At 42.0% G+C, this 18,575-nt stretch carries 17 protein-coding genes and 1 riboswitch; of the genes, 13 read left to right on the forward strand and 4 right to left on the reverse strand.

Going from position 1 to position 18,575, the window contains the following annotated elements; genetic code table 11:
• Together NML76_RS05225 and trkA are read right to left on the reverse strand one after the other, a co-directional pair.
• Positions 1–1,440 (reverse strand): TrkH family potassium uptake protein, encoded by a 1,440-nt coding sequence (locus NML76_RS05225; RefSeq protein WP_049474017.1) that lies wholly within the window; start codon positions 1,438–1,440, stop codon positions 1–3.
• 5 nt (positions 1,441–1,445) lie between these two features.
• Positions 1,446–2,801: a Trk system potassium transporter TrkA gene (gene trkA, locus NML76_RS05230; RefSeq protein ID WP_003008340.1), complete on the reverse strand. Its 1,356-nt coding sequence runs from the start codon at positions 2,799–2,801 to the stop codon at positions 1,446–1,448.
• A gap of 333 nt (positions 2,802–3,134) precedes the next feature.
• On the opposite strand from trkA, the gene trmL reads away from it, so the two are divergent.
• The 7 genes from trmL (at position 3,135) to NML76_RS05265 (ending at position 9,189) form a co-directional block, all read left to right on the forward strand.
• Positions 3,135–3,677 carry a tRNA (uridine(34)/cytosine(34)/5-carboxymethylaminomethyluridine(34)-2'-O)-methyltransferase TrmL gene (gene trmL, locus NML76_RS05235; protein WP_254732883.1) on the forward strand — a complete coding sequence of 181 codons (543 nt, stop codon included), beginning with the start codon at positions 3,135–3,137 and terminating at the stop codon, positions 3,675–3,677.
• Between the two features lie 80 nt (positions 3,678–3,757).
• A riboswitch (FMN riboswitch) is annotated at positions 3,758–3,907 on the forward strand.
• 201 nt (positions 3,908–4,108) lie between these two features.
• Positions 4,109–4,681, forward strand: coding sequence for an ECF transporter S component (locus NML76_RS05240; protein ID WP_324252899.1), 573 nt, complete (start codon positions 4,109–4,111; stop codon positions 4,679–4,681).
• Positions 4,671–5,321: a phosphatase PAP2 family protein gene (locus tag NML76_RS05245; protein WP_254732885.1), complete on the forward strand. Its 651-nt coding sequence runs from the start codon at positions 4,671–4,673 to the stop codon at positions 5,319–5,321. Before NML76_RS05240 ends, NML76_RS05245 begins: the two co-directional genes overlap by 11 nt.
• Positions 5,322–5,374: 53 nt before the next feature.
• Positions 5,375–6,334, forward strand: coding sequence for a TIGR01212 family radical SAM protein (locus tag NML76_RS05250; RefSeq protein ID WP_254732887.1), 960 nt, complete (start codon positions 5,375–5,377; stop codon positions 6,332–6,334).
• A complete protein-coding gene (locus NML76_RS05255) occupies positions 6,318–6,875 on the forward strand; it encodes a class I SAM-dependent methyltransferase (RefSeq protein WP_125826897.1) in 558 nt (185 codons plus the stop codon). Before NML76_RS05250 ends, NML76_RS05255 begins: the two co-directional genes overlap by 17 nt.
• The gene (locus tag NML76_RS05260; protein ID WP_254732889.1) at positions 6,868–7,122 is read left to right on the forward strand and encodes a hypothetical protein; all 255 of its coding nucleotides are present in this window, start codon (positions 6,868–6,870) and stop codon (positions 7,120–7,122) included. Before NML76_RS05255 ends, NML76_RS05260 begins: the two co-directional genes overlap by 8 nt.
• A 12-nt stretch (positions 7,123–7,134) precedes the next feature.
• The gene (locus NML76_RS05265; protein ID WP_254732891.1) at positions 7,135–9,189 is read left to right on the forward strand and encodes a sodium:proton antiporter; all 2,055 of its coding nucleotides are present in this window, start codon (positions 7,135–7,137) and stop codon (positions 9,187–9,189) included.
• Between the two features lie 211 nt (positions 9,190–9,400).
• On the opposite strand, the gene NML76_RS05270 is transcribed toward NML76_RS05265, so the two are convergent.
• Entirely contained in the window at positions 9,401–10,192 is a 792-nt protein-coding gene (locus NML76_RS05270; RefSeq protein ID WP_254732893.1) for an ABC transporter ATP-binding protein, read from the reverse strand.
• 74 nt (positions 10,193–10,266) lie between these two features.
• Here NML76_RS05270 and NML76_RS05275 point away from each other — a divergent pair, with 74 nt between their 5' ends.
• The 6 genes from NML76_RS05275 to NML76_RS05300 all read left to right on the forward strand — a co-directional run bounded on the left by NML76_RS05275 (position 10,267) and on the right by NML76_RS05300 (position 17,580).
• Positions 10,267–11,394 carry an AI-2E family transporter gene (locus NML76_RS05275; RefSeq protein WP_003008322.1) on the forward strand — a complete coding sequence of 376 codons (1,128 nt, stop codon included), beginning with the start codon at positions 10,267–10,269 and terminating at the stop codon, positions 11,392–11,394.
• Between the two features lie 137 nt (positions 11,395–11,531).
• Positions 11,532–13,013 (forward strand): M protein trans-acting positive regulator PRD domain-containing protein, encoded by a 1,482-nt coding sequence (locus NML76_RS05280; RefSeq protein ID WP_254732895.1) that lies wholly within the window; start codon positions 11,532–11,534, stop codon positions 13,011–13,013.
• A gap of 115 nt (positions 13,014–13,128) precedes the next feature.
• The gene (locus tag NML76_RS05285; protein ID WP_214259957.1) at positions 13,129–14,478 is read left to right on the forward strand and encodes a hemolysin family protein; all 1,350 of its coding nucleotides are present in this window, start codon (positions 13,129–13,131) and stop codon (positions 14,476–14,478) included.
• Between the two features lie 407 nt (positions 14,479–14,885).
• Entirely contained in the window at positions 14,886–15,863 is a 978-nt protein-coding gene (locus NML76_RS05290) for an ABC transporter substrate-binding protein (RefSeq protein ID WP_214259958.1), read from the forward strand.
• A gap of 10 nt (positions 15,864–15,873) precedes the next feature.
• Positions 15,874–16,767 (forward strand): ABC transporter permease, encoded by an 894-nt coding sequence (locus tag NML76_RS05295; RefSeq protein ID WP_003005682.1) that lies wholly within the window; start codon positions 15,874–15,876, stop codon positions 16,765–16,767.
• A gap of 9 nt (positions 16,768–16,776) precedes the next feature.
• Positions 16,777–17,580 (forward strand): ABC transporter ATP-binding protein, encoded by an 804-nt coding sequence (locus NML76_RS05300; RefSeq protein ID WP_014713718.1) that lies wholly within the window; start codon positions 16,777–16,779, stop codon positions 17,578–17,580.
• Between the two features lie 180 nt (positions 17,581–17,760).
• On the opposite strand, the gene treR is transcribed toward NML76_RS05300, so the two are convergent.
• Positions 17,761–18,471 (reverse strand): trehalose operon repressor, encoded by a 711-nt coding sequence (gene treR / locus NML76_RS05305; RefSeq protein WP_049514292.1) that lies wholly within the window; start codon positions 18,469–18,471, stop codon positions 17,761–17,763.
• Positions 18,472–18,575 lie beyond the last annotated feature (104 nt).

The following is an 18,575-nucleotide window of genomic DNA, read 5'->3' on the forward strand; positions in this document are numbered from 1 at the left end:
TCAGCGTTTAGACCATGTTTTAGGGAGGAAGAGAAGAATCATTGGATAGATTTCAAGTCGTCCGGCAATCATGGCTAAGGAAAGTAACAGTTTTGAAATCGGACTAAAGATGGAGAAGGTTTGACCTGTTCCAATCATAGGTCCAATGTTGTTGAAACAACTAAAGACAGCGCTGACAACCGTCATGAAGTTATTATTGTCTAGACTGACTACAAAGAGTAGGCCGATCGTGATAAAACTGTATATTGTAAAGTACTTGAGGATCTGATGCTGTGTATCCTTATCCAATACCGTATCATTGACATGCAAGGTCAGAACGCGATTCGGAGACAAGGTCGAAAGAACCTGATTTTTTGCGATTCGCCATAAGGTCAAGCACCGAATGACTTTTAGCCCCCCGGCGGTCGATCCAGCAGAACCACCGACAACCATCAGCATCAAGAGGATGAACTGAGAAAAGAGAGGCCATTTTTCCGTCGTTCCATAACCAAAACCGGTAGTGGTGATGATATTGGAAACTTGGAAGAAGGAAATCTCAAAACTCTTAGCGACATTGGCATAGAGATGAAGGACATTGTACGCGATCAAGACACTGGACACGAGGACGATGGTGATATAGGTCCGCAATTCCTCATCTTTAAAGAAGGCCTTGAATTTTCGGATCATGAGGAAGTAGTAGAGGTTAAAGTTAACCCCGAAGACTAAAACCCCGATACTGACCAAATAGGTGATTAAACTACTATTGTAGTGGGCAATTCCGTCGTTAAAAACGGTAAAGCCCCCGGTTCCAGCCGTTCCCATGGCGATGACAAAACTATCATAAAGGGGCATACCAGCAAGGAAATAAAGAACCACAAAGAGGAAGAACAAGCCCAAGTACAAGAAGTAGAGGATTTGAGCTGTGTTTTTTAATTTGGAAACGACCTTCCCAAAAACTGGACCAGGAACTTCTGCCTTCATGACTTCAAGGTGGCTGTTCTTGTTATTGTCCATAATTGCAAGGGCGAAGACCAATACTCCCATCCCCCCAATCAAGTGGGTGAAACTGCGCCAAAAGAGGAGAGAATGGGTGAGGACACCCACATCATCTAATATCGTTGCCCCTGTTGTTGTAAAGCCAGAGCTGACTTCAAAGAAGGCATCGATAATGTTGGGAATTTGTCCCGAAAAGACAAAGGGAAGGGCGCCAAAGAAGGACCAGAGGATCCAACAGAGGGCTACAATCAGGACTCCTTCTTTAGCATAAATGTGAAAGTCCTTTGGTTTGTGAAAACTACCAAGTAGCCCCAGCCCAAGTAAGATGGCCATGGTTGCCCCAATAGAGACAAAGACCTTGGCAGGTTCCTGATAGATCGTAGCGACGACTAAGGGAACGATCAGGAGAGCTGCCTCGATTAAGAGGAGCTTGGACAAGAGGTAACGAATCATGCTTCTATTCATCAGGCTTACCTCTCAAGTAGATCGTAGATTTTTGTGACATTTTGAATCAAGGTGGTTACGATAATCCGATCTCCTACCATCAAACGGTCATCTCCATTTGGGAAAATAGCCTTGCCGTCTCGAATAATGGCAGCGATCAAGACGCCTTTTTTCAATTTCAATTCAGAGAGGGGATATTGGGTTAGTTTATTGTCTTCCTTAATTTGGAACTGCAAGGTTTCAATCCGGCCGTTTGCGACATGGTGCAAGGCTTCTAGGTTTGAGAACTGTGCATTGTAGCGTCCACGAATAAAGTGCATAATGGTATCTACAGCGATGCGTTTTGGCGTAACGATACTGGTCATATCTTGATCGCCAATGATCTCCAACAGACTAGTTCGGTTGACCTTGGTAATGTTCTTTTTGACTCCGACAGAATTTAAGAACATGGAGGTGATGATGTTTTCTTCATCGACCCCTGTCAAAGTAGCCACAGCATCGAAGTTATTGGCACTCTCTTCTAAAAGAATGTCTTTAGCAGTTCCGTCTCCATGGACGACATAGAGATCAGGAAATTCCTGACTAAAGAATTCCGCCCGTTCGCGATTGACCTCTAAGACCTTGAGATCGATCTTGCGGCGCACATCTTGAAGAATGTTGAGTAGGTAATAGGCAATTTTCCCAGCACCAATGATCATCATGCTCTTAATGACCTGAGGGCGAACATTGTTGTGGAAGAGAACGACCTCGATCCGATTACCTGTTACGAAAATCTTGTCTTGAGGTTGCAAGACAAAGTCTCCGTTTGGAATGGTGAGTTCGTTGCCACGCTCGATTGCACAAACAATGACATTTCCGTATTTCTTCCGGAATTGGGATAGACTCATATTGCAGAGATTGCTATCTGGCTTGATTTTAAATTCCATCAAGGCAACTCGGCCATTGGCAAAATGCTCCACAGAAAGGGCATTTGGGAAGTCAATGATATTGGCAATATAGCGAGCTGTCAGCAATTCCGGATTGACAACTAGGGAGAAGCCCAAGATATTTTTTTCCTTGAAGTAGGAATTGGAATATTCCGGATTCCGCACCCGAACGATAGTCTCTTTGGCTCCCATTTTTTTAGCCAAAACAGCAGAGACCATATTCACTTCATCGTACTCGGTCATGGAAATGAAGATGTCGCAGTCTTCAACATCTGCTTGCTCCAAGATCTTGAAGTTTGCCCCATTTCCTAAAATTCCAATGATATCAAACCGTTTGGTAATATGGTTAAGAACGGATTCGTCTTTTTCGATCAAAATAACATCGTGGTTTTCAGCAACGAGAGAACGACAAAGGGCCGTTCCGACCTTTCCTCCACCAACAACAATAATTTTCATAGAATACCTCCAGAGTATGCTTCTATCATACTCTATTTTCAAGAAAAATTCATCTTTTTTAAGGACTTTCTGGAGGAATCTTACCAAGTTAAGAACAAGTGGGAAAAATTGTCAAAATAGAAGAATGAGGAGGGATCGAAAACTTTGATAAAGTTTCTTAAAAAAATCTAAAAAAACTATTGACAGGAGCTTCAAAAGTGATATACTTAAAAAGTACCTTCGTTGATTTACCTCAAACCTGTTGTGAGTTAAGTTAATGAAGCTGTAACCACGCTGTTTGCTGAGCTTGACTCCGGGCAGTGTGGCTATTTTTTTATCAGAAAGAGATCGAGTATGAATATTGAAGAACTAGACTACCAAGAGTCAGCGGCTCAAAACCACATCGTCTTGTTCCAACCTCAGATTCCACAAAATACGGGCAATATTGCACGGACCTGTGCGGCAACCAATTCCCCCTTACATATTATTCGTCCCATGGCTTTTCCGATCGATGATCGCAAGATGAAGCGAGCAGGACTCGATTACTGGGACAAGCTGGATGTCCGTTTCTATGATAGCTTAGAAGAGTTTATGGAAGCAGCGCGTGACGGTCAGGTGCACTTGGTGTCTAAGTTTGCAAATCAGACCTATTCGGACGTTTCTTATCAGGATGGGAACTCCCATTATTTCTTGTTTGGACGCGAGGATAAAGGATTGCCGGAAGATTTTATGCGCCAGCACGAAGAGAAGGCTATTCGCATTCCGATGAATGATGAGCATGTCCGTAGTTTAAATGTCTCTAATACCGTCTGCATGATTGTCTATGAGGCACTCCGTCAGCAAGGCTTTAAGGGGCTGGAGTTGAGCCATCGTTATGAGCACGACAAGCTCAAATAAGGACGAAAAATTAAAATCCAAACCATGTAATCCATGACGTTACAAAAACTTGCCTAGGCAAGTTTTTTTTGTTATCATAAAAGGGTCTTCAGGGCAGGGTGTAATTCCCGACCGGCGGTGACTTTTACGAGGAAATGTTCTTTTCCGTACTCTAAAAGAAGTCCGCGAGCGCAAGCTGATGTGGTGTGACTCCACAACCGACAGTATAGTCTGGATGGGAGAAGACGAGAGACGAATAGTCTGACAGCTATTCTGATCTGTTTAGAGCTGATGCATGGGAATAGTACGTGGAATCTAAGACTGACTAACGGCATGTTTCGATGGAGATCAGCTAAAGTAACTAGAATGGTTTCTAGTTTAAGCTTTGTTTAAATAGTTTAGAGTAGAATGATGGAGTAGACGTCTTTCCAGCTTCTCTAATTTTTAAAAAATTGGAGGAACCTGTTATGACAAATACACGTAAACTGACCCTAGTGGCTGTTTTATCCGCTTTATCTTTTATTTTGATGTTCTATCAATTTTCTTTCTTGATAGATTTCTTCAAAATTGATTTGAGTATCATCGCCATTTTGTTGGCCTTGGTCCTATTGGATTTTAAAAGTGCCGTTTGGGTGACCTTGATCCGATCTGTCCTTAAATTAGCCCTCAATAATAAGGGGCTTGAAACCTTGATCGGATTACCAATCAATATCATTGGTGTTCTTGTTTTTGTTCTTGCTTTTGCATGGATTTGGAACAAGGAACGGACCCATGGTCGATTTGTCCTGGCAACGATTGTTGGAACGATCAGCTTGAGTATTACGATGGTATTGGTGAACTATGTCTATGCAATCCCTTTGTATGCTCGTTTTATGAACTATGATATTTCGAAAACACTAGGTCTTGTCCACTATTTAGCCGCAATGGTTGCACCGTTTAACCTGATCGAAGGGGTGATTTGGGCCATCGCATTTGGGTTGATCTATACCTTATTGCAACCGATTTTGAAAAAATATGAAAAATAAACAACAACATTGGGCGAAGGCAAGCTTCGCCCTTCTCATTTTTGTGATTCTCGGGTATGTGATTCGCTTTTACCCGCAACAATTAACAGGCTTTGATAGCACGATCCAATCTGCTATTCGAGGCGATCTGCCTGCAACACTGACGGCCTTCTTTACCAAGGTAACCCATGTCATGGATACCAAGATCATTGTCATCTGGGTGGGTCTTCTGCTAGCGGTCTTTGCCTATAAGAAATGGTACAGTGAAGCCCTCTTTTTTGGAAGCAATCTGGTATTGACTGGTCTTTTGGTTCTTCTTCTAAAGAATATCTACCAGAGACCGAGACCAAGTATTCTTCATCTAGTAGAGGAAAAAGGCTTTTCTTTCCCGAGTGGTCATTCACTGGCATCTACCCTTGTTTTGGGAAGTTTGATCATCATAATCGGCCAACATGTAAAACATAAAACAGCCCGCTATTGCCTTCAAGGCTTGCTGGTTATGGGAATTGTGACCATTGTGGTCTCCCGTATTTATGTCGGGGTCCACTATCCATCAGACGTTCTCGGCAGTATGATTTTGGGCCTTGCTGTCTTGCAATTTGAGTACCCCTTGTACGATCGCTTGCGGTTTCAATGGCGCTTTACAGGGAAGCAAAAATAACTAACAACTAGGAGTTGGACTCGCGTTTTGAGTTCGACTCTTTTTTTGCTATAATGAAAAGTATGAAATCCTACAATACCTTGAATGATTATTATCGAACCTTATTTGGAGAAAAGACCTTTAAAGTCCCTATTGATGCAGGCTTTGATTGTCCCAATAGAGACGGAACAGTCGCCCACGGTGGCTGTACTTTTTGTACGGTCTCGGGTTCAGGAGATGCCATTGTGGCCCCAGAAGCTCCGATTCGAGAACAATTTTACAAAGAGATTGACTTTATGCATCGGAAATGGCCAGATGTGAAGAAGTACCTGGTCTATTTTCAAAATTTCACCAATACCCACGATAAAGTGGAAGTCATTCGAGAGCGGTATGAACAGGCCATCAATGAACCAGGAGTGGTAGGAATCAACATTGGTACGCGTCCGGACTGTTTACCAGATGAGACCTTAGCCTACCTAGCAGAGCTGACAGAGCGCATGCATGTGACGATCGAGTTGGGGCTTCAGACGACTTATGAAGCGACTTCTGAATTGATCAATCGGGCCCATAGTTATGATCTCTATGTTGAAACAGTCAAGCGTATTCGCAAACGGGTCCCCAAGGCAGAGATCGTATCCCATTTGATCAATGGCCTTCCTGGGGAGACGCATGAGATGATGGTGGAAAATGTTCGCCGTTGTGTGACCGATAATGAAATTGATGGCATCAAGTTACACCTCTTGCATTTGATGACCAATACACGGATGCAACGGGACTATCATGAAGGACGACTTCAACTCATGAGCCAGGAGGAGTATGTCAAGGTCATCTGTGACCAGTTGGAGATCATCCCCAAACACATTGTCATCCACCGGATTACAGGGGACGCGCCAAGGGATATGTTGATTGGCCCTATGTGGAGCCTCAACAAATGGGAAGTCCTAAACGCCATTGAAACTGAAATGCGTCGGCGTGGAAGTACCCAAGGATGTAAGCTAGAAGAAAAGGAGACTGCTGATGCTTCGACCACTTGAAATGGCCCATCAATTTTTAGCAGAAGTCATCACCAAAGAAGATGTGGTGGTGGATGCGACCATGGGAAATGGACATGATACGGCCTTTTTAGCCCAACTAGCAGGCCAGGTCTATGCCTTTGATATTCAAGAACAAGCACTTGTAAATACCCGAGAACGATTGGAAAAGTTGGGTCTTCAACATGTCCGGTTGATTTTGGATGGCCACCAGCATGTGGACCAATATGTGGAGACCCTCAAAGCAGCTATTTTTAATCTGGGGTATCTGCCATCTGCAGATAAGTCGGTCATTACTCTTCCTGCTACCACGATTGAAGCGATGGAGAAAATCTGTGCTCGCCTAGAAAAAGGTGGGCGAATGGCTATTATGATCTATTATGGTCATGAGGGAGGAGACATCGAGCGTGATGCAGTGCTGGACTTTGTTAGTCAGCTTCCTCAAAAAGACTATACAGCGACCATCTACCGGACACTGAATCAAGTGAATCAGCCACCGTTTTTGGTCATGATCGAAAAATTAGAAAGCTACCGTCATGGATAAAGAATATTTAAAGAATAAAATTGAAGGATTGAGACATCATTTTGTCGAATCAACCATCCACGAGCGTGCAATGGGTTTTTATGATGAAGCTCATATGACCAAAAAGATGCTCAAAATAAAAAAGAAATTGGTTTCGCTTGAGATGGAACGATGCCAAAAGAAGATTGAGCACAAGGATGTAAGCAAGACAGACCAAAAGATTGCGGAGTTAAAACAGCAATTTGAGACCTGTTGCAAAGAACGCTAGGGAGGGAGTGATATGGAACTACTCCTTTATGCAGTGATCTTTTCGATGATTTTGATCGTCTCAAATGCCACCAATAAACTTGTGCCGAGCCTTCCTCTGCCCCTGATTCAAATTTTACTAGGGATTGGTTGGGCCCTCTTTGTCCCAGAAGAAAATTTTCATCTGGATACCGAGCTCTTTCTGGCCTTGGTCATTGGCCCTCTCTTATTTCGAGAAGCAGAAGAAGCAGATATTACTTCTGTCTTGAAACACTGGCGCATCATTCTTTATTTGATTTTTCCAGTGATTTTTATCTCAACCATTAGTTTGGGCTGGGCAGCTCACTCCTTGTGGCTGAGCCTTCCTTTAGCAGCCTGTATGGCAGTCGGGGCAGCCCTTGGACCAACAGACTTAGTAGCCTTTGCTTCCCTGTCTGAGCGCTTTAGCTTTCCAAAGCGGGTTTCGAATATCTTAAAAGGCGAAGGGTTACTAAATGATGCCTCTGGTCTAGTCGCCTTTCGAGTGGCCTTGGCAGCCCTTGCGACCGGAAGTTTCTCTCTTGGAGAGGCAGGGGTTTCCTTAGGAATCTCCATCATTGGAGGATTTGCGGTGGGGATCTTGACGGCCTTTGTGAACCGGTGGCTGCAAACCTTACTCTTGAGTGTTCGCGCTAGTGATATTGCTAGTGAATTGTTATTAGAACTGAGTCTCCCACTGTTGACCTTCTTCTTAGCAGAAGAACTCCATGTCTCTGGTATCATTGCAGTAGTTGTGTCAGGGATCCTAAAAGCCAGTCGCTTTAAGCACATTACCCTCCTTGAAGCGCGGGTAGATACTGTGAGTCATACTGTCTGGAATACGGTCAACTTTATCTTAAATGGGTCGGTCTTTGTCATCTTAGGAATGGAATTGGAAATGATTTCCAAGCCCATCTTAAGTAGTCCCATTTACAATAATCTGCTTTTAGTTCTTTCTGTCTTTTTGTTGACAGCATTGCTCTTTTTGATTCGTTTTGTCATGGTTTACCTCTTTTATTGGTTCCGAACGGCTCGATTAAAAAAATCGTTGAGAAATTATCTAAAAGATGCCTTATTGCTGACTTTTTCGGGTGTGAAGGGAACGGTTTCGATTGCGACGATTCTTTTGATTCCAACCAAGATCGAAAAAGAATACCCTATCCTACTCTTTTTAGTGGCAGGAGTTACCCTTGTTAGCTTTATTGCAGGCTTAGTGGTACTTCCAAAATTATCAGAAGACAAGGAAGAAACCAATGACTACCTGATGCAGATCGCGATTTTAAATGATGTCGTCATGGATTTAGAAGCAGACCTAAAGAATAGCAAGCACAAGGGTCCCTTGTACGCGGCGATTGATAACTACCATGGTCGCATAGAAAACTTGATTCTAGGCCAAGAAAACAGGCTCATTCAAAAGGACTGGGAACAGTTGAAGCTCCTGATTTTGAGTATTGAAAGTGACGGCTTGGAACAAGCCTATGAAGAAGGGAAGATTCGAGAGCGGGGCTACCGCGTCTACCAACGCTATCTTCGCAATATGGAGCAACGTGTCAATCGCAATCTTTCGTCTCGTTTAACCTATTACCTCTTGGTGTCTTTCCGTCTCTTGCGTTTATTAGTTCATGAGATCTTAACTTTTGGGTCTGGCTTGCGAAACTGGTGGACCCGAGAAGACAGTAAGTTAGAGGCCATTGATTATGACCAGATTGCGGCCCTTTATCTGGCCAATACGGAAATCATTATCGAAAGTTTGGAAGACCTCAAGGGGGTTTATCGGAGCAGTTTGATCTCTTTCCTACAAGAATCTCGTCTGAGAGAGACAGCTATTATTACCAGTGGGGCCTTTGTGGAGCGGGTTATTAATCGCGTGAAACCAAATAATATCGATGAAATGTTGAGAGGCTATTATTTGGAGCGTAAGATTATTTTTGAATATGAAGCGCAACACCTGATTACTGCCAAGCAAGCGCGCCGTATGCGACAAAATGTCAATGAATTAGAAAGCTATTCCCTAAGAGAAAGTGCCAATACGCTTCCATACGATTTGATCGAGTATGCACGGAATCGTTGAGATAAGAGTAAAAGAGGCTGGGACAAAAGTCCTAGCCTCTCAATTATTTTTGGATTGTCGATCAAGACGCAGTGGTTGAGTGGACTCTACTACGCTGATTACATCAGCTTTTACAGCCCTACTCAACTGTGCGGAGGTGGGACGACGAAATCGAATTCTAACGAATTACCGATTTCTGTCCCACTCTCTTTTTGCTTTATTCATTTTCTTTTCAGTGTGCGATTTCTGGTTTGACAAAGAGTCGCTCATCACCAAGATCAATAAGGGATACTGGTGCTTCATAAAATTGGCTAAGGACATGGGGAGTTAGGATCTTTTCCTTTGGTCCTTGCTTGACCACTTGGCCATGTTTGAGTAAGAGGACATGGGTCATGTCTTTTGTAATTTCCTCGGCATGGTGGGTGACATAAATCATGGTAGGCGCGTGATCCAGTTGTTTGATATGATGGATCTGACGGAGGAGTTTTTCTCTGGCAAAGAGATCAAGCCCGCTCGAGGCTTCATCAAAGATGATCAGATCTGGCTGGTCCATGAGGCTTCGTGCAATGAGGACTGTCTGCTTTTCTCCCTGGGAGAGCTCCCGGTATTTGCGACCGATCAAAGAGCTAGCTCCAATTGAAGTTAGCATATCCCGAGCCCAGTTTAGTTCTTCCTCCCCGTATGCAGCATATAAAATACTACTCTTGTATTGACCAGTTAGGACAATTTGCTCTGTCAAAAGATGTTCTGGCAGTCTTTCTGAAATAAAGGAGCTAACGATCCCAATACGCTTCCGCAACTCTGGAATGCCCCCTTCTCCAAAGCGGGTTCCAAGGACAGTTACCTGGCCAGAACTAGCCCAGTATTCAGACATGAGAAGTTTGAGGAGGGTCGATTTTCCTGCCCCATTGAGGCCTAAAATGGCCCAACATTCATTTTCTTTCACTTGCCAATTAATCTCTTTTAAAAGGGCTTTTCCATTGCGGATCAAATTGACGTCTTGTAGTTCAATCAAATTATTCATAACTTCATCCTTTTGATTAAAATCTCCTTTATTCTATCATAAAATATGGTAGAATAGAAAACAGGAGGTAAGGAATGTTTCGAAATAGTAAATTGTTATTCTGGACATGTGAGATCTTATTATTGACGGTGATTTTCTATATTTGGAAATCAATGGGGACTTTGATTTCTCCATTTGTATCTGTTCTGAATACCATCCTCTTACCATTTTTAATTGCAGGTTTTTTATATTACATTACCAATCCGATTGTTGAATTGTTGGAAAAACACTTAAAAATCAAGCGTGTGTTTGGGATTTTGATCACCTTGGTCCTCTTGTTTGGGATCATTGGCTTAGGGATCTTTTATCTGCTCCCTATCTTAATTAATCAGTTAACCAGCTTGATCAATTCAACTCAAGGACTTTACTGGGAAGTTCAAAGTTTGGTTCGAAAACTCTCGACCAATCCTTTGTTCCAGAATGTGAATATCCAGTCGACGATTCAGCAGTTGAATCTCTCTTATATGGATATCCTACAAAATCTCTTGAATAGTGTGACCAACAGTTTAGGAAGTGTGGTTAACACTATTGTCAATACGGTCTTTATCTTGATCATGACCCCTGTCTTCTTAGTTTATTTCTTGGTCGATGGGAAGAAGTTATTACCGATGTTGGAGCGGACCATTTTACGCAATGACAAACTCCACATTTCAAGCCTCTTGATTAGTTTGAATGAAACGGTCTCTCGCTATATTAGTGGGATTTCGATCGATGCCTTTATCATTGGAACCCTAGCCTACATTGGCTATAGTTTTATTGGATTGAAGTACGCTTTGGTCTTTGCCATTTTTTCTGGATTGGCCAACCTCATTCCATATGTAGGACCAACCATCGGGTTGATTCCGATGATCATCACCTATGCCTTCACAGATATGGATATGATGATCAAAGCAGTCATTTACATGTTGATTATCCAGCAGATCGATGGGAATATTCTTTATCCGCGTATCGTTGGAGGCGTGATGAAGGTTCACCCGATTACCATTATGGTTCTCTTATTGCTCTCAAGTAATATTTACGGCATTATCGGGATGGTCGTTGCGATTCCAGTCTATTCGATTGGAAAAGAAATTGTAAAATTCTTGGTAAATCTTTATGATAACCACCGTGCTGCCAAGGAGCAGAAGAAAAAAGAAGAATTTGGCATCATTAATAAATCTTAGACTCTAGCGCCTATATGGGCCTTGGAGTCTTTTTTGTACATTTTTTTGAAAAATGCTGGAAAAAAGTCAACAAGTGCTATGAAATGTGTTAAAATATAAGTAATTTTGAAAGAAAATATGAAATTAGGTAGGGAAAGATGAGACTGCTCTTATCGAAAAAACAGAGACGCCAATTGCAATTGTTGGAAATCCTGATTAAGGAAAAAAGATGGTTCCACTTGAAAGAGTTGGCCAAGCGTTTGGATTGTACAGAACGTTCGTTAAAAGAAGATTTGTCTAATCTTCGTAGTACATTTGATGACTTTTTAATTGAATCATCTACCAATGGGATCAAGATCAGTTATGAGGATTCGGTTGGGCTAGAAGTGATCTATCATCACTTTTTAAAAGAATCACAAGCCTTTGCTTTGATTGAATATCTCTTTTTCAACAAGGATGTTTCCAATGAATATATTTGCAGAAAGTTTGATCTGAGTTACCAATCTTTCTACCGCTTGATTCGGACGATTAATCAGAAGCTTCAAACCAAATACAATGTAAAGATTGATTTGAAACCCTTGAATCTTGTCGGAGATGAGATTGACGTTCGTTTCTTTTATGCCCAATATTTTGCGGAACGTTATTACTATATGGAGTGGCCTTTCCCAGAATTTAAGGAAGAGGCGGTGACCGATTTGATCACCTTTTTCTTCAAACTCTATGGCTATCCATTGACCTTCTCTGTACTCAGGTCTTATAAAGTTCTCTTGACAGTCTACTTGTCACGGATTAAGCAGGGCTATTTTATTGACATACCAACGAACTATGATGTGTATAAGGACCAGTATCAAGGGGTGACCAATGTCGAGGAGATGTTACGCTACTTTAGCTTGCAGTTGGGTGTCGAGTTGAATGAAAAAGTGCTGGAGCAGTTCTTTATTATCTTTATTCAAGAGAATTTCTATTTCAGTCCAGAAAGCTTGATCGAAGCTGCAGAAACAGATCCTTATGCCAAAGAATCAACGACGCTCATCAGAGATATGTTCAAGGATCTATGCTATACCTATGATTTAGACATTGAAAATCTTGATGAGATGTTGATGCACGTTCACAATACGGCTCACTTAGGTCGGAAGGAATTGTTCTCGGAGTTCCTCTTATTTGATACCAAGACCAATACCAACGAAGATTTCATGAGCATCTTCCCAGCCTTCTATGATGATTTGAAGGAGCATATCATCACTTATATGAAGACCATGAAGCATGATCTGAACGAAGAGATCATCAAGCACATGATCTACACGGTCTACACTCACTGGGAACGTCTCTTACCGCAGTTGTTGCGCCGTCGGAAGTCTATTAAGGTCTTGATTATCAGTCGTTTTGACGATCACCATGCCAAATCCATGATCGATTTCCTTGATTTCTATTGTACGGATAACTTTGAATTTACGCAGATGATCAAGTACAATCTGACAGTGGATGATATTGAAGCTTCGGATGCAGATGTGGTGGTGGGCAACTTTATGATGCCTGAATTAAAGAAAAAACCTTTTATTTGTACAAGTAGTCTCTCATCGCTTGAGCTGGTTGAAAAACTCAATGCCTTCTTTTATGATTTTACCAGTGCAGAACACTAAAATCAGGACTTGTTCCTGATTTTTTGATGGTAAAAAAAGAAAATTTTATAGAAGAATGCAGGCTCTCCTATTTTGTGGTATAATATACGATATTATATACTGGAGGAAATTATCCATGGAAGACCCTGGCAGTCAGGAAATTTTACTGGAATTTATTTTATTGATTGTTTTGACATTATTGAACGCCTTTTTCTCGGCGGCTGAAATGTCAATGGTATCGTTGAATCGCTCTCGTGTAGAGCAAAAGGCTGAAGAAGGAGATAAAAAATATATTCGTCTTCTTAGCGTATTGGAACAACCGAACCATTTCTTATCCACTATTCAGGTGGGGATCACCTTGATTACCATCTTATCTGGGGCGAGTCTTGCAGAAAGTCTCGGTCATGTCATTGCTGGATGGATGGGCAATACTAAAACGGCTCTTGCAACTGGAAGCTTTTTATCTCTAGCATTTTTGACTTATATTTCGATCGTGTTTGGCGAACTCTATCCGAAACGAATCGCTATGAACTTGAAAGATGAGTTGGCTGTTCGAACAGCTCCGATTGTGATTCTATTAGGAAAAATTGTCAGCCCCTTTGTTTGGTTGCTTTCAGCGTCGACCAACCTTTTGAGCCGTATCACGCCAATGGAATTCGATGATCCGGATGAAAAGATGACGCGGGATGAAATCGAGTATATGCTGACCAATAGTGAAGCAACACTGGATGCTGACGAGATTGAGATGCTCCAAGGGATCTTTTCATTAGATGAAATGGTAGCGCGTGAAGTCATGGTCCCACGGACAGATGCCTTCATGGTTGATATCAATGATGATACTAAAGAAATTATTGAAAGTATCCTTAAGCAAAACTTTTCACGGATTCCTGTCTATGATGATGACAAGGACAATGTCATCGGCCTCATCCATACCAAACGTCTCTTGAACGAAGGATTTATCAATGGCTTTGATAATATTGTCTTAAGAAAGATTTTACAAGAACCTTTGTTTGTTCCAGAAACCATTTTTGTGGATGATCTTTTGAAGGAATTGCGCAATACGCAAAATCAAATGGCCATTCTGCTCGATGAATACGGTGGGATGTCTGGATTGGTTACCCTCGAAGACTTGTTGGAAGAAATCGTCGGTGAAATTGACGATGAGACTGACAAAGCTGAAATTGATGTTTTTGAAATTGGGGATAATACTTATGTCGTGCAAGGAGCCATGTCACTAAACGACTTTAATGAATACTTTGGCGTTGAGTTGGAAAGTGATGATGTGGATACTATTGCAGGGTATTATTTGACTGAAGTTGGGCGGATTCCATCCTTGAAAGAACGCCTCAGCTGTGAAGTCGATAGTCAAAAGAAACACTTGATCTTGACTAATGACAAGGTGAAAAACGGTCGTGTGACCAAGGTGAAAGTTGAAATTTCTGAAATCGTCGAAGATGATGAAGAAACCAAATCAAAAGAAGATTAGATAATAGAGGCATGGACGTGTTCCAGCCTCTATTTTTTTCTTGTCGGGGTTAGTTGAATTTTCAAAAAATTTGAAAAATTTCTGAAATATTCTTGACAGCTAAAAAAAATTAAGGTAAGATAATACCCATAAATAAAGAAAGCAGAAAATAAACATGAAGCAACAAGCCATTTCAACTCAAAAATTTTACTTTAGCTACTTTAGATAGTGTTTGTAGACATGATCTCATGGATGCAAACAACCCAAGCAATTTGTTTGTATCTATGTGGCTAAGATTTTTGATGATGGTCCATAGAGCTAGTATCTAAATGGACCGAGGTTTTGTAACTTGTTGGAGAATTTCAAGCATCCGTTTAGAGAATGATCTAAGCGGATTTTTTGTTTATTTGCAGAAGAGGAGTCAAAAAATGAAAGTAGTAAAGAAATTACTAGCACCTGTCCTGGTTGTAGGACTTTTGTTAACATCATTGGTGACCTTACACCATCTGAAGGATGCTAAAAAAGACAATGTCTTTCGGATTGGGATTTCCCAGTACATCACCCATAAGTCACTCGACGCGACACGAAAAGGCTTTATCGAAGAGTTGAAGAAAGCTGGCTATGTGGATGGGAAAAATATCCAGATTGATTTCCAAAATGCTCAAGGGGAGCAACGAAATCTGAAAAACATTTCCAAACAATTGGCGGAAGAAAGTGATCTCGTCTTTGCGATTGCAACACCATCAGCTCAAAGTTTGGCTAATACGACGAAAACAACACCGGTTGTCTTCTCAGCTGTGACCGATCCATTGGCAGCGAAATTGGTGAAAAACTTGAAAGAGCCTGGTGGCAATATCACAGGGACAAGTGACCAGTCAGACGATGCGATCTCTACACAGGTAGACATGATTAAGCAAGTGCTTCCAACGGCGAAAACAGTTGGGATCCTCTATACGCAAAGTGAGCCTAACTCAGTTGTCCAAAAAGACAATGCGAAGAAGATCCTTGAAGCTAAAGGCTATCAAGTGGTTGAAAAAACCATCCTCGATAGTAACAATGTGAAGGCTGCAGCAGACAGTATCATGTCAGAAGCAGATATCGTCTTTGTTCCGACGGATAACATCATTTCTTCTACAATGGACACTGTAAAACAGGTTTCCCTCAGCCATAAGGTGCCCGTTTTTGGTGGGTCTGCTGAGATGGTGACTACTGGTGGCTTGTACAACTTTGGTACCGATTATGAGGAATTGGGAAGACAAGCTGCTCGGATGGCCATTCGCATCATGAAGGGTGAGAAACCTGGGAAAGTCGCAGTTGAAACACCTGAAAAATTAGAATTGCATACCAATAAAGAGATGGCTAAAGAGCTTGGAATTGATATTAGCTCGTTGAAGGTAGAAAAATAGGAGGTTTGAGATGAATTTCGTTTTATCAAGTTTATCAGAAGGTTTATTGTGGTCGATCATGGCGATCGGTGTTTACTTAACATTTCGAATTTTAGATATTGCCGATATGACGGCAGAAGGAGCCTTTCCACTTGGGGCAGCAGTTGTAGCTTCCCAAATTCAAGCAGGAAGAAACCCTTGGCTTGCAACCTTGTTGGGCTTTCTGGCAGGAATGATCGCAGGATTGGTTTCTGGGATTCTCCATACAAAAATGAAAATTCCAGCCCTCTTGACAGGGATTGTCACTTTGACCGGTCTCTACTCTATCAATATTAAAATCATGGGGGGAGTACCCAACCTCTCTATTGGCGATGCCAGTACCATTTTCAAAAGTGTCATGAAATTGGGCTTGTCCAATGAAGAAGCAGTCTTTTTGATTAGTATTTCTTGCTTGATCATCGTCTGTATCTTATTGACCCTCTTAATGAAGACGCAACTTGGCTTGGTTTTGCGCTCGACTGGTGATAACATTCCAATGAGTGAGGCCAATGGGGTCAATGTAGATAACATGAAGATGTTGGGCTACATGATTTCCAATGGCTTGATTGCCCTTTGTGGAGCCATGTTTGCACAAAATGATGGTTTCTCAGATGTGACTTCTGGTACAGGGACGATCGTAGTCGGCTTGAGTGCTGTGATTATCGCTGAAGTTTTAATCCACGAATTGACCATTGGTTGGCGCTTGCTTTCCATCGGGGTTGGAGCCATTGTTTACCGTTTGATTATCTTAAATATTTATGAGATCCCAAATCTCGATCAAAATATGGTTCGTCTCTTCAATGCGATCTTGCTCGCGATTGTCTTGTTCGCTCCTGAGGCGCAAAAACGTCTTCGTGTTCGCGGATTGAAGTTAGGAAATAAGTAGGAGAAAAGTATGGCAACATTATTATCAATTGAAGGCATTCATAAGACATTTGAAGCAGGAACGGTTAATGAAAACCATGTCTTAAAAGGCTTGGATCTCCAAGTAGAAGAAGGGGATTTCATTTCGGTTATCGGTGGAAATGGAGCTGGGAAATCAACCTTGATGAACATCTTGGCAGGAAATCTAGTCGTGGATGAAGGGGATATCTTGCTAGAAGGTAACTCCATTAAAAATACGAGTGTTCGGAAGCGTGCGAAAGATATTGCGCGTGTCTTCCAAGATCCTAAGATGGGGACGGCTTCTCGTTTGACCATTGAAGAAAATATGGCCATTGCCCAACGTCGGGGGAAATCTCGTGGTTTGAGCTGGGGAGTTCGGGAGAAAGATCGCGAATTGTTCCGTGAAGCCTTGAAGGAACTGAATATCGGTTTAGAGAATCGTCTCAAGGTAGATACCCAATATTTGTCTGGTGGGCAACGTCAAGCTTTGACCTTGGTCATGGCAGCTTTGGTTAGACCAAAACTCTTGCTTCTGGATGAACATACCGCAGCGCTCGATCCAAAGACTAGTGAAATGGTCATGGAATTGACCCAAAAGATCGTGGAAAGCCATGATTTGACAACCTTGATGATTACGCATGATATGAACCATGCGATTGAATACGGCAACCGCTTGATCATGCTCTACCAAGGCAAGGTCGTGGTCGACGTCAAAGGAGAAGAAAAGAAAAACCTAACGGTTGAAGATTTGATGCGCCTCTTCCAACAAAACAGTGGTGAAACCCTGGTGAGTGATGAATTGGTATTAGGATAAAATGAGAGTGGGACAGAAATCGGTAATTCGTTAGAATTCGATTTCGTCGTCCCACCTCCGCACAGTTGAGTAGGGCTGTAAAAGCTGATGAAATCAGCGTAGTAGAGCCCACTCAACCACTGCGTCTTGCTCGACAATCCAAAAATAATTGAGAGGCTAGGACTTTTGTCCCAGCCTCCTTTATTTTCTCCGCTCTGCATAGTCGACAAAATGAAACTTGTCTAATTTGTGTCGGCTTTCGGTGAACTGGAATTGCCGACCGTCTGCTAGGTGAACTTGGGAGCGGACCGTCACCACGTGTTGGTCTTTTCCAAGATCCAGTAAGATTTTATCGCGATTATCGATTGGTGAAATCAAGATTTCTTTCTTAGCATAGCCAATCTGCAATTTCAAGTCTTCTTCTATATAGTGGTAGATAGAGTGCTGGGCAATTTCCTTAGTAAGGCCAGGGGTGAGCTCTCTATCTAGGTAATCAATATCTAAGACTGAAGCGACACCATCCACCACCCGTTGCCGGGTTACTTTCCAAACCAAACGGTGAAGGGGAAAACCTGTCTTTTTAGCTCCTTTTTCATCGATACTGATTTTTTCCAAACGAATGACATTGGTTTCTGAGTGAAGACCAGAAGCTTTGACGATTTCTTGATAGCTGGTTAATTGGGAAACGGGGAAGTCAAAGTGAGCTTGTCTAGAAACTTGCGACCCCATTCCTTGAACAGTCTCGATAAAGCCTTCTTCCTGCAAGAGCTTGAGGGCTTTACGGATGGTATCGCGACTGACCTGGTAGTGCTCTTTTAAGTCGTTCTCACTAGGCAGAAAATCCCCGACTAGATATTTTTCTTCTAGTATTTGCTCTTTTAAAATTTGGTAGATTTGTTGGTATTTTTTCATGATTTGGACTCGCTTGTCTGTTTTTTTGAATAACATTTTTGAAAGCGCTTGAAAATGCAAAGTCATTCCCTTATAATAAAAGAGGAAAAATTTTTAGGGATGGA

This window comes from Streptococcus sp. CF8_Ac1-9 (genome assembly GCF_024295565.1).
Lineage (GTDB): Bacteria > Bacillota > Bacilli > Lactobacillales > Streptococcaceae > Streptococcus > Streptococcus parasanguinis_X.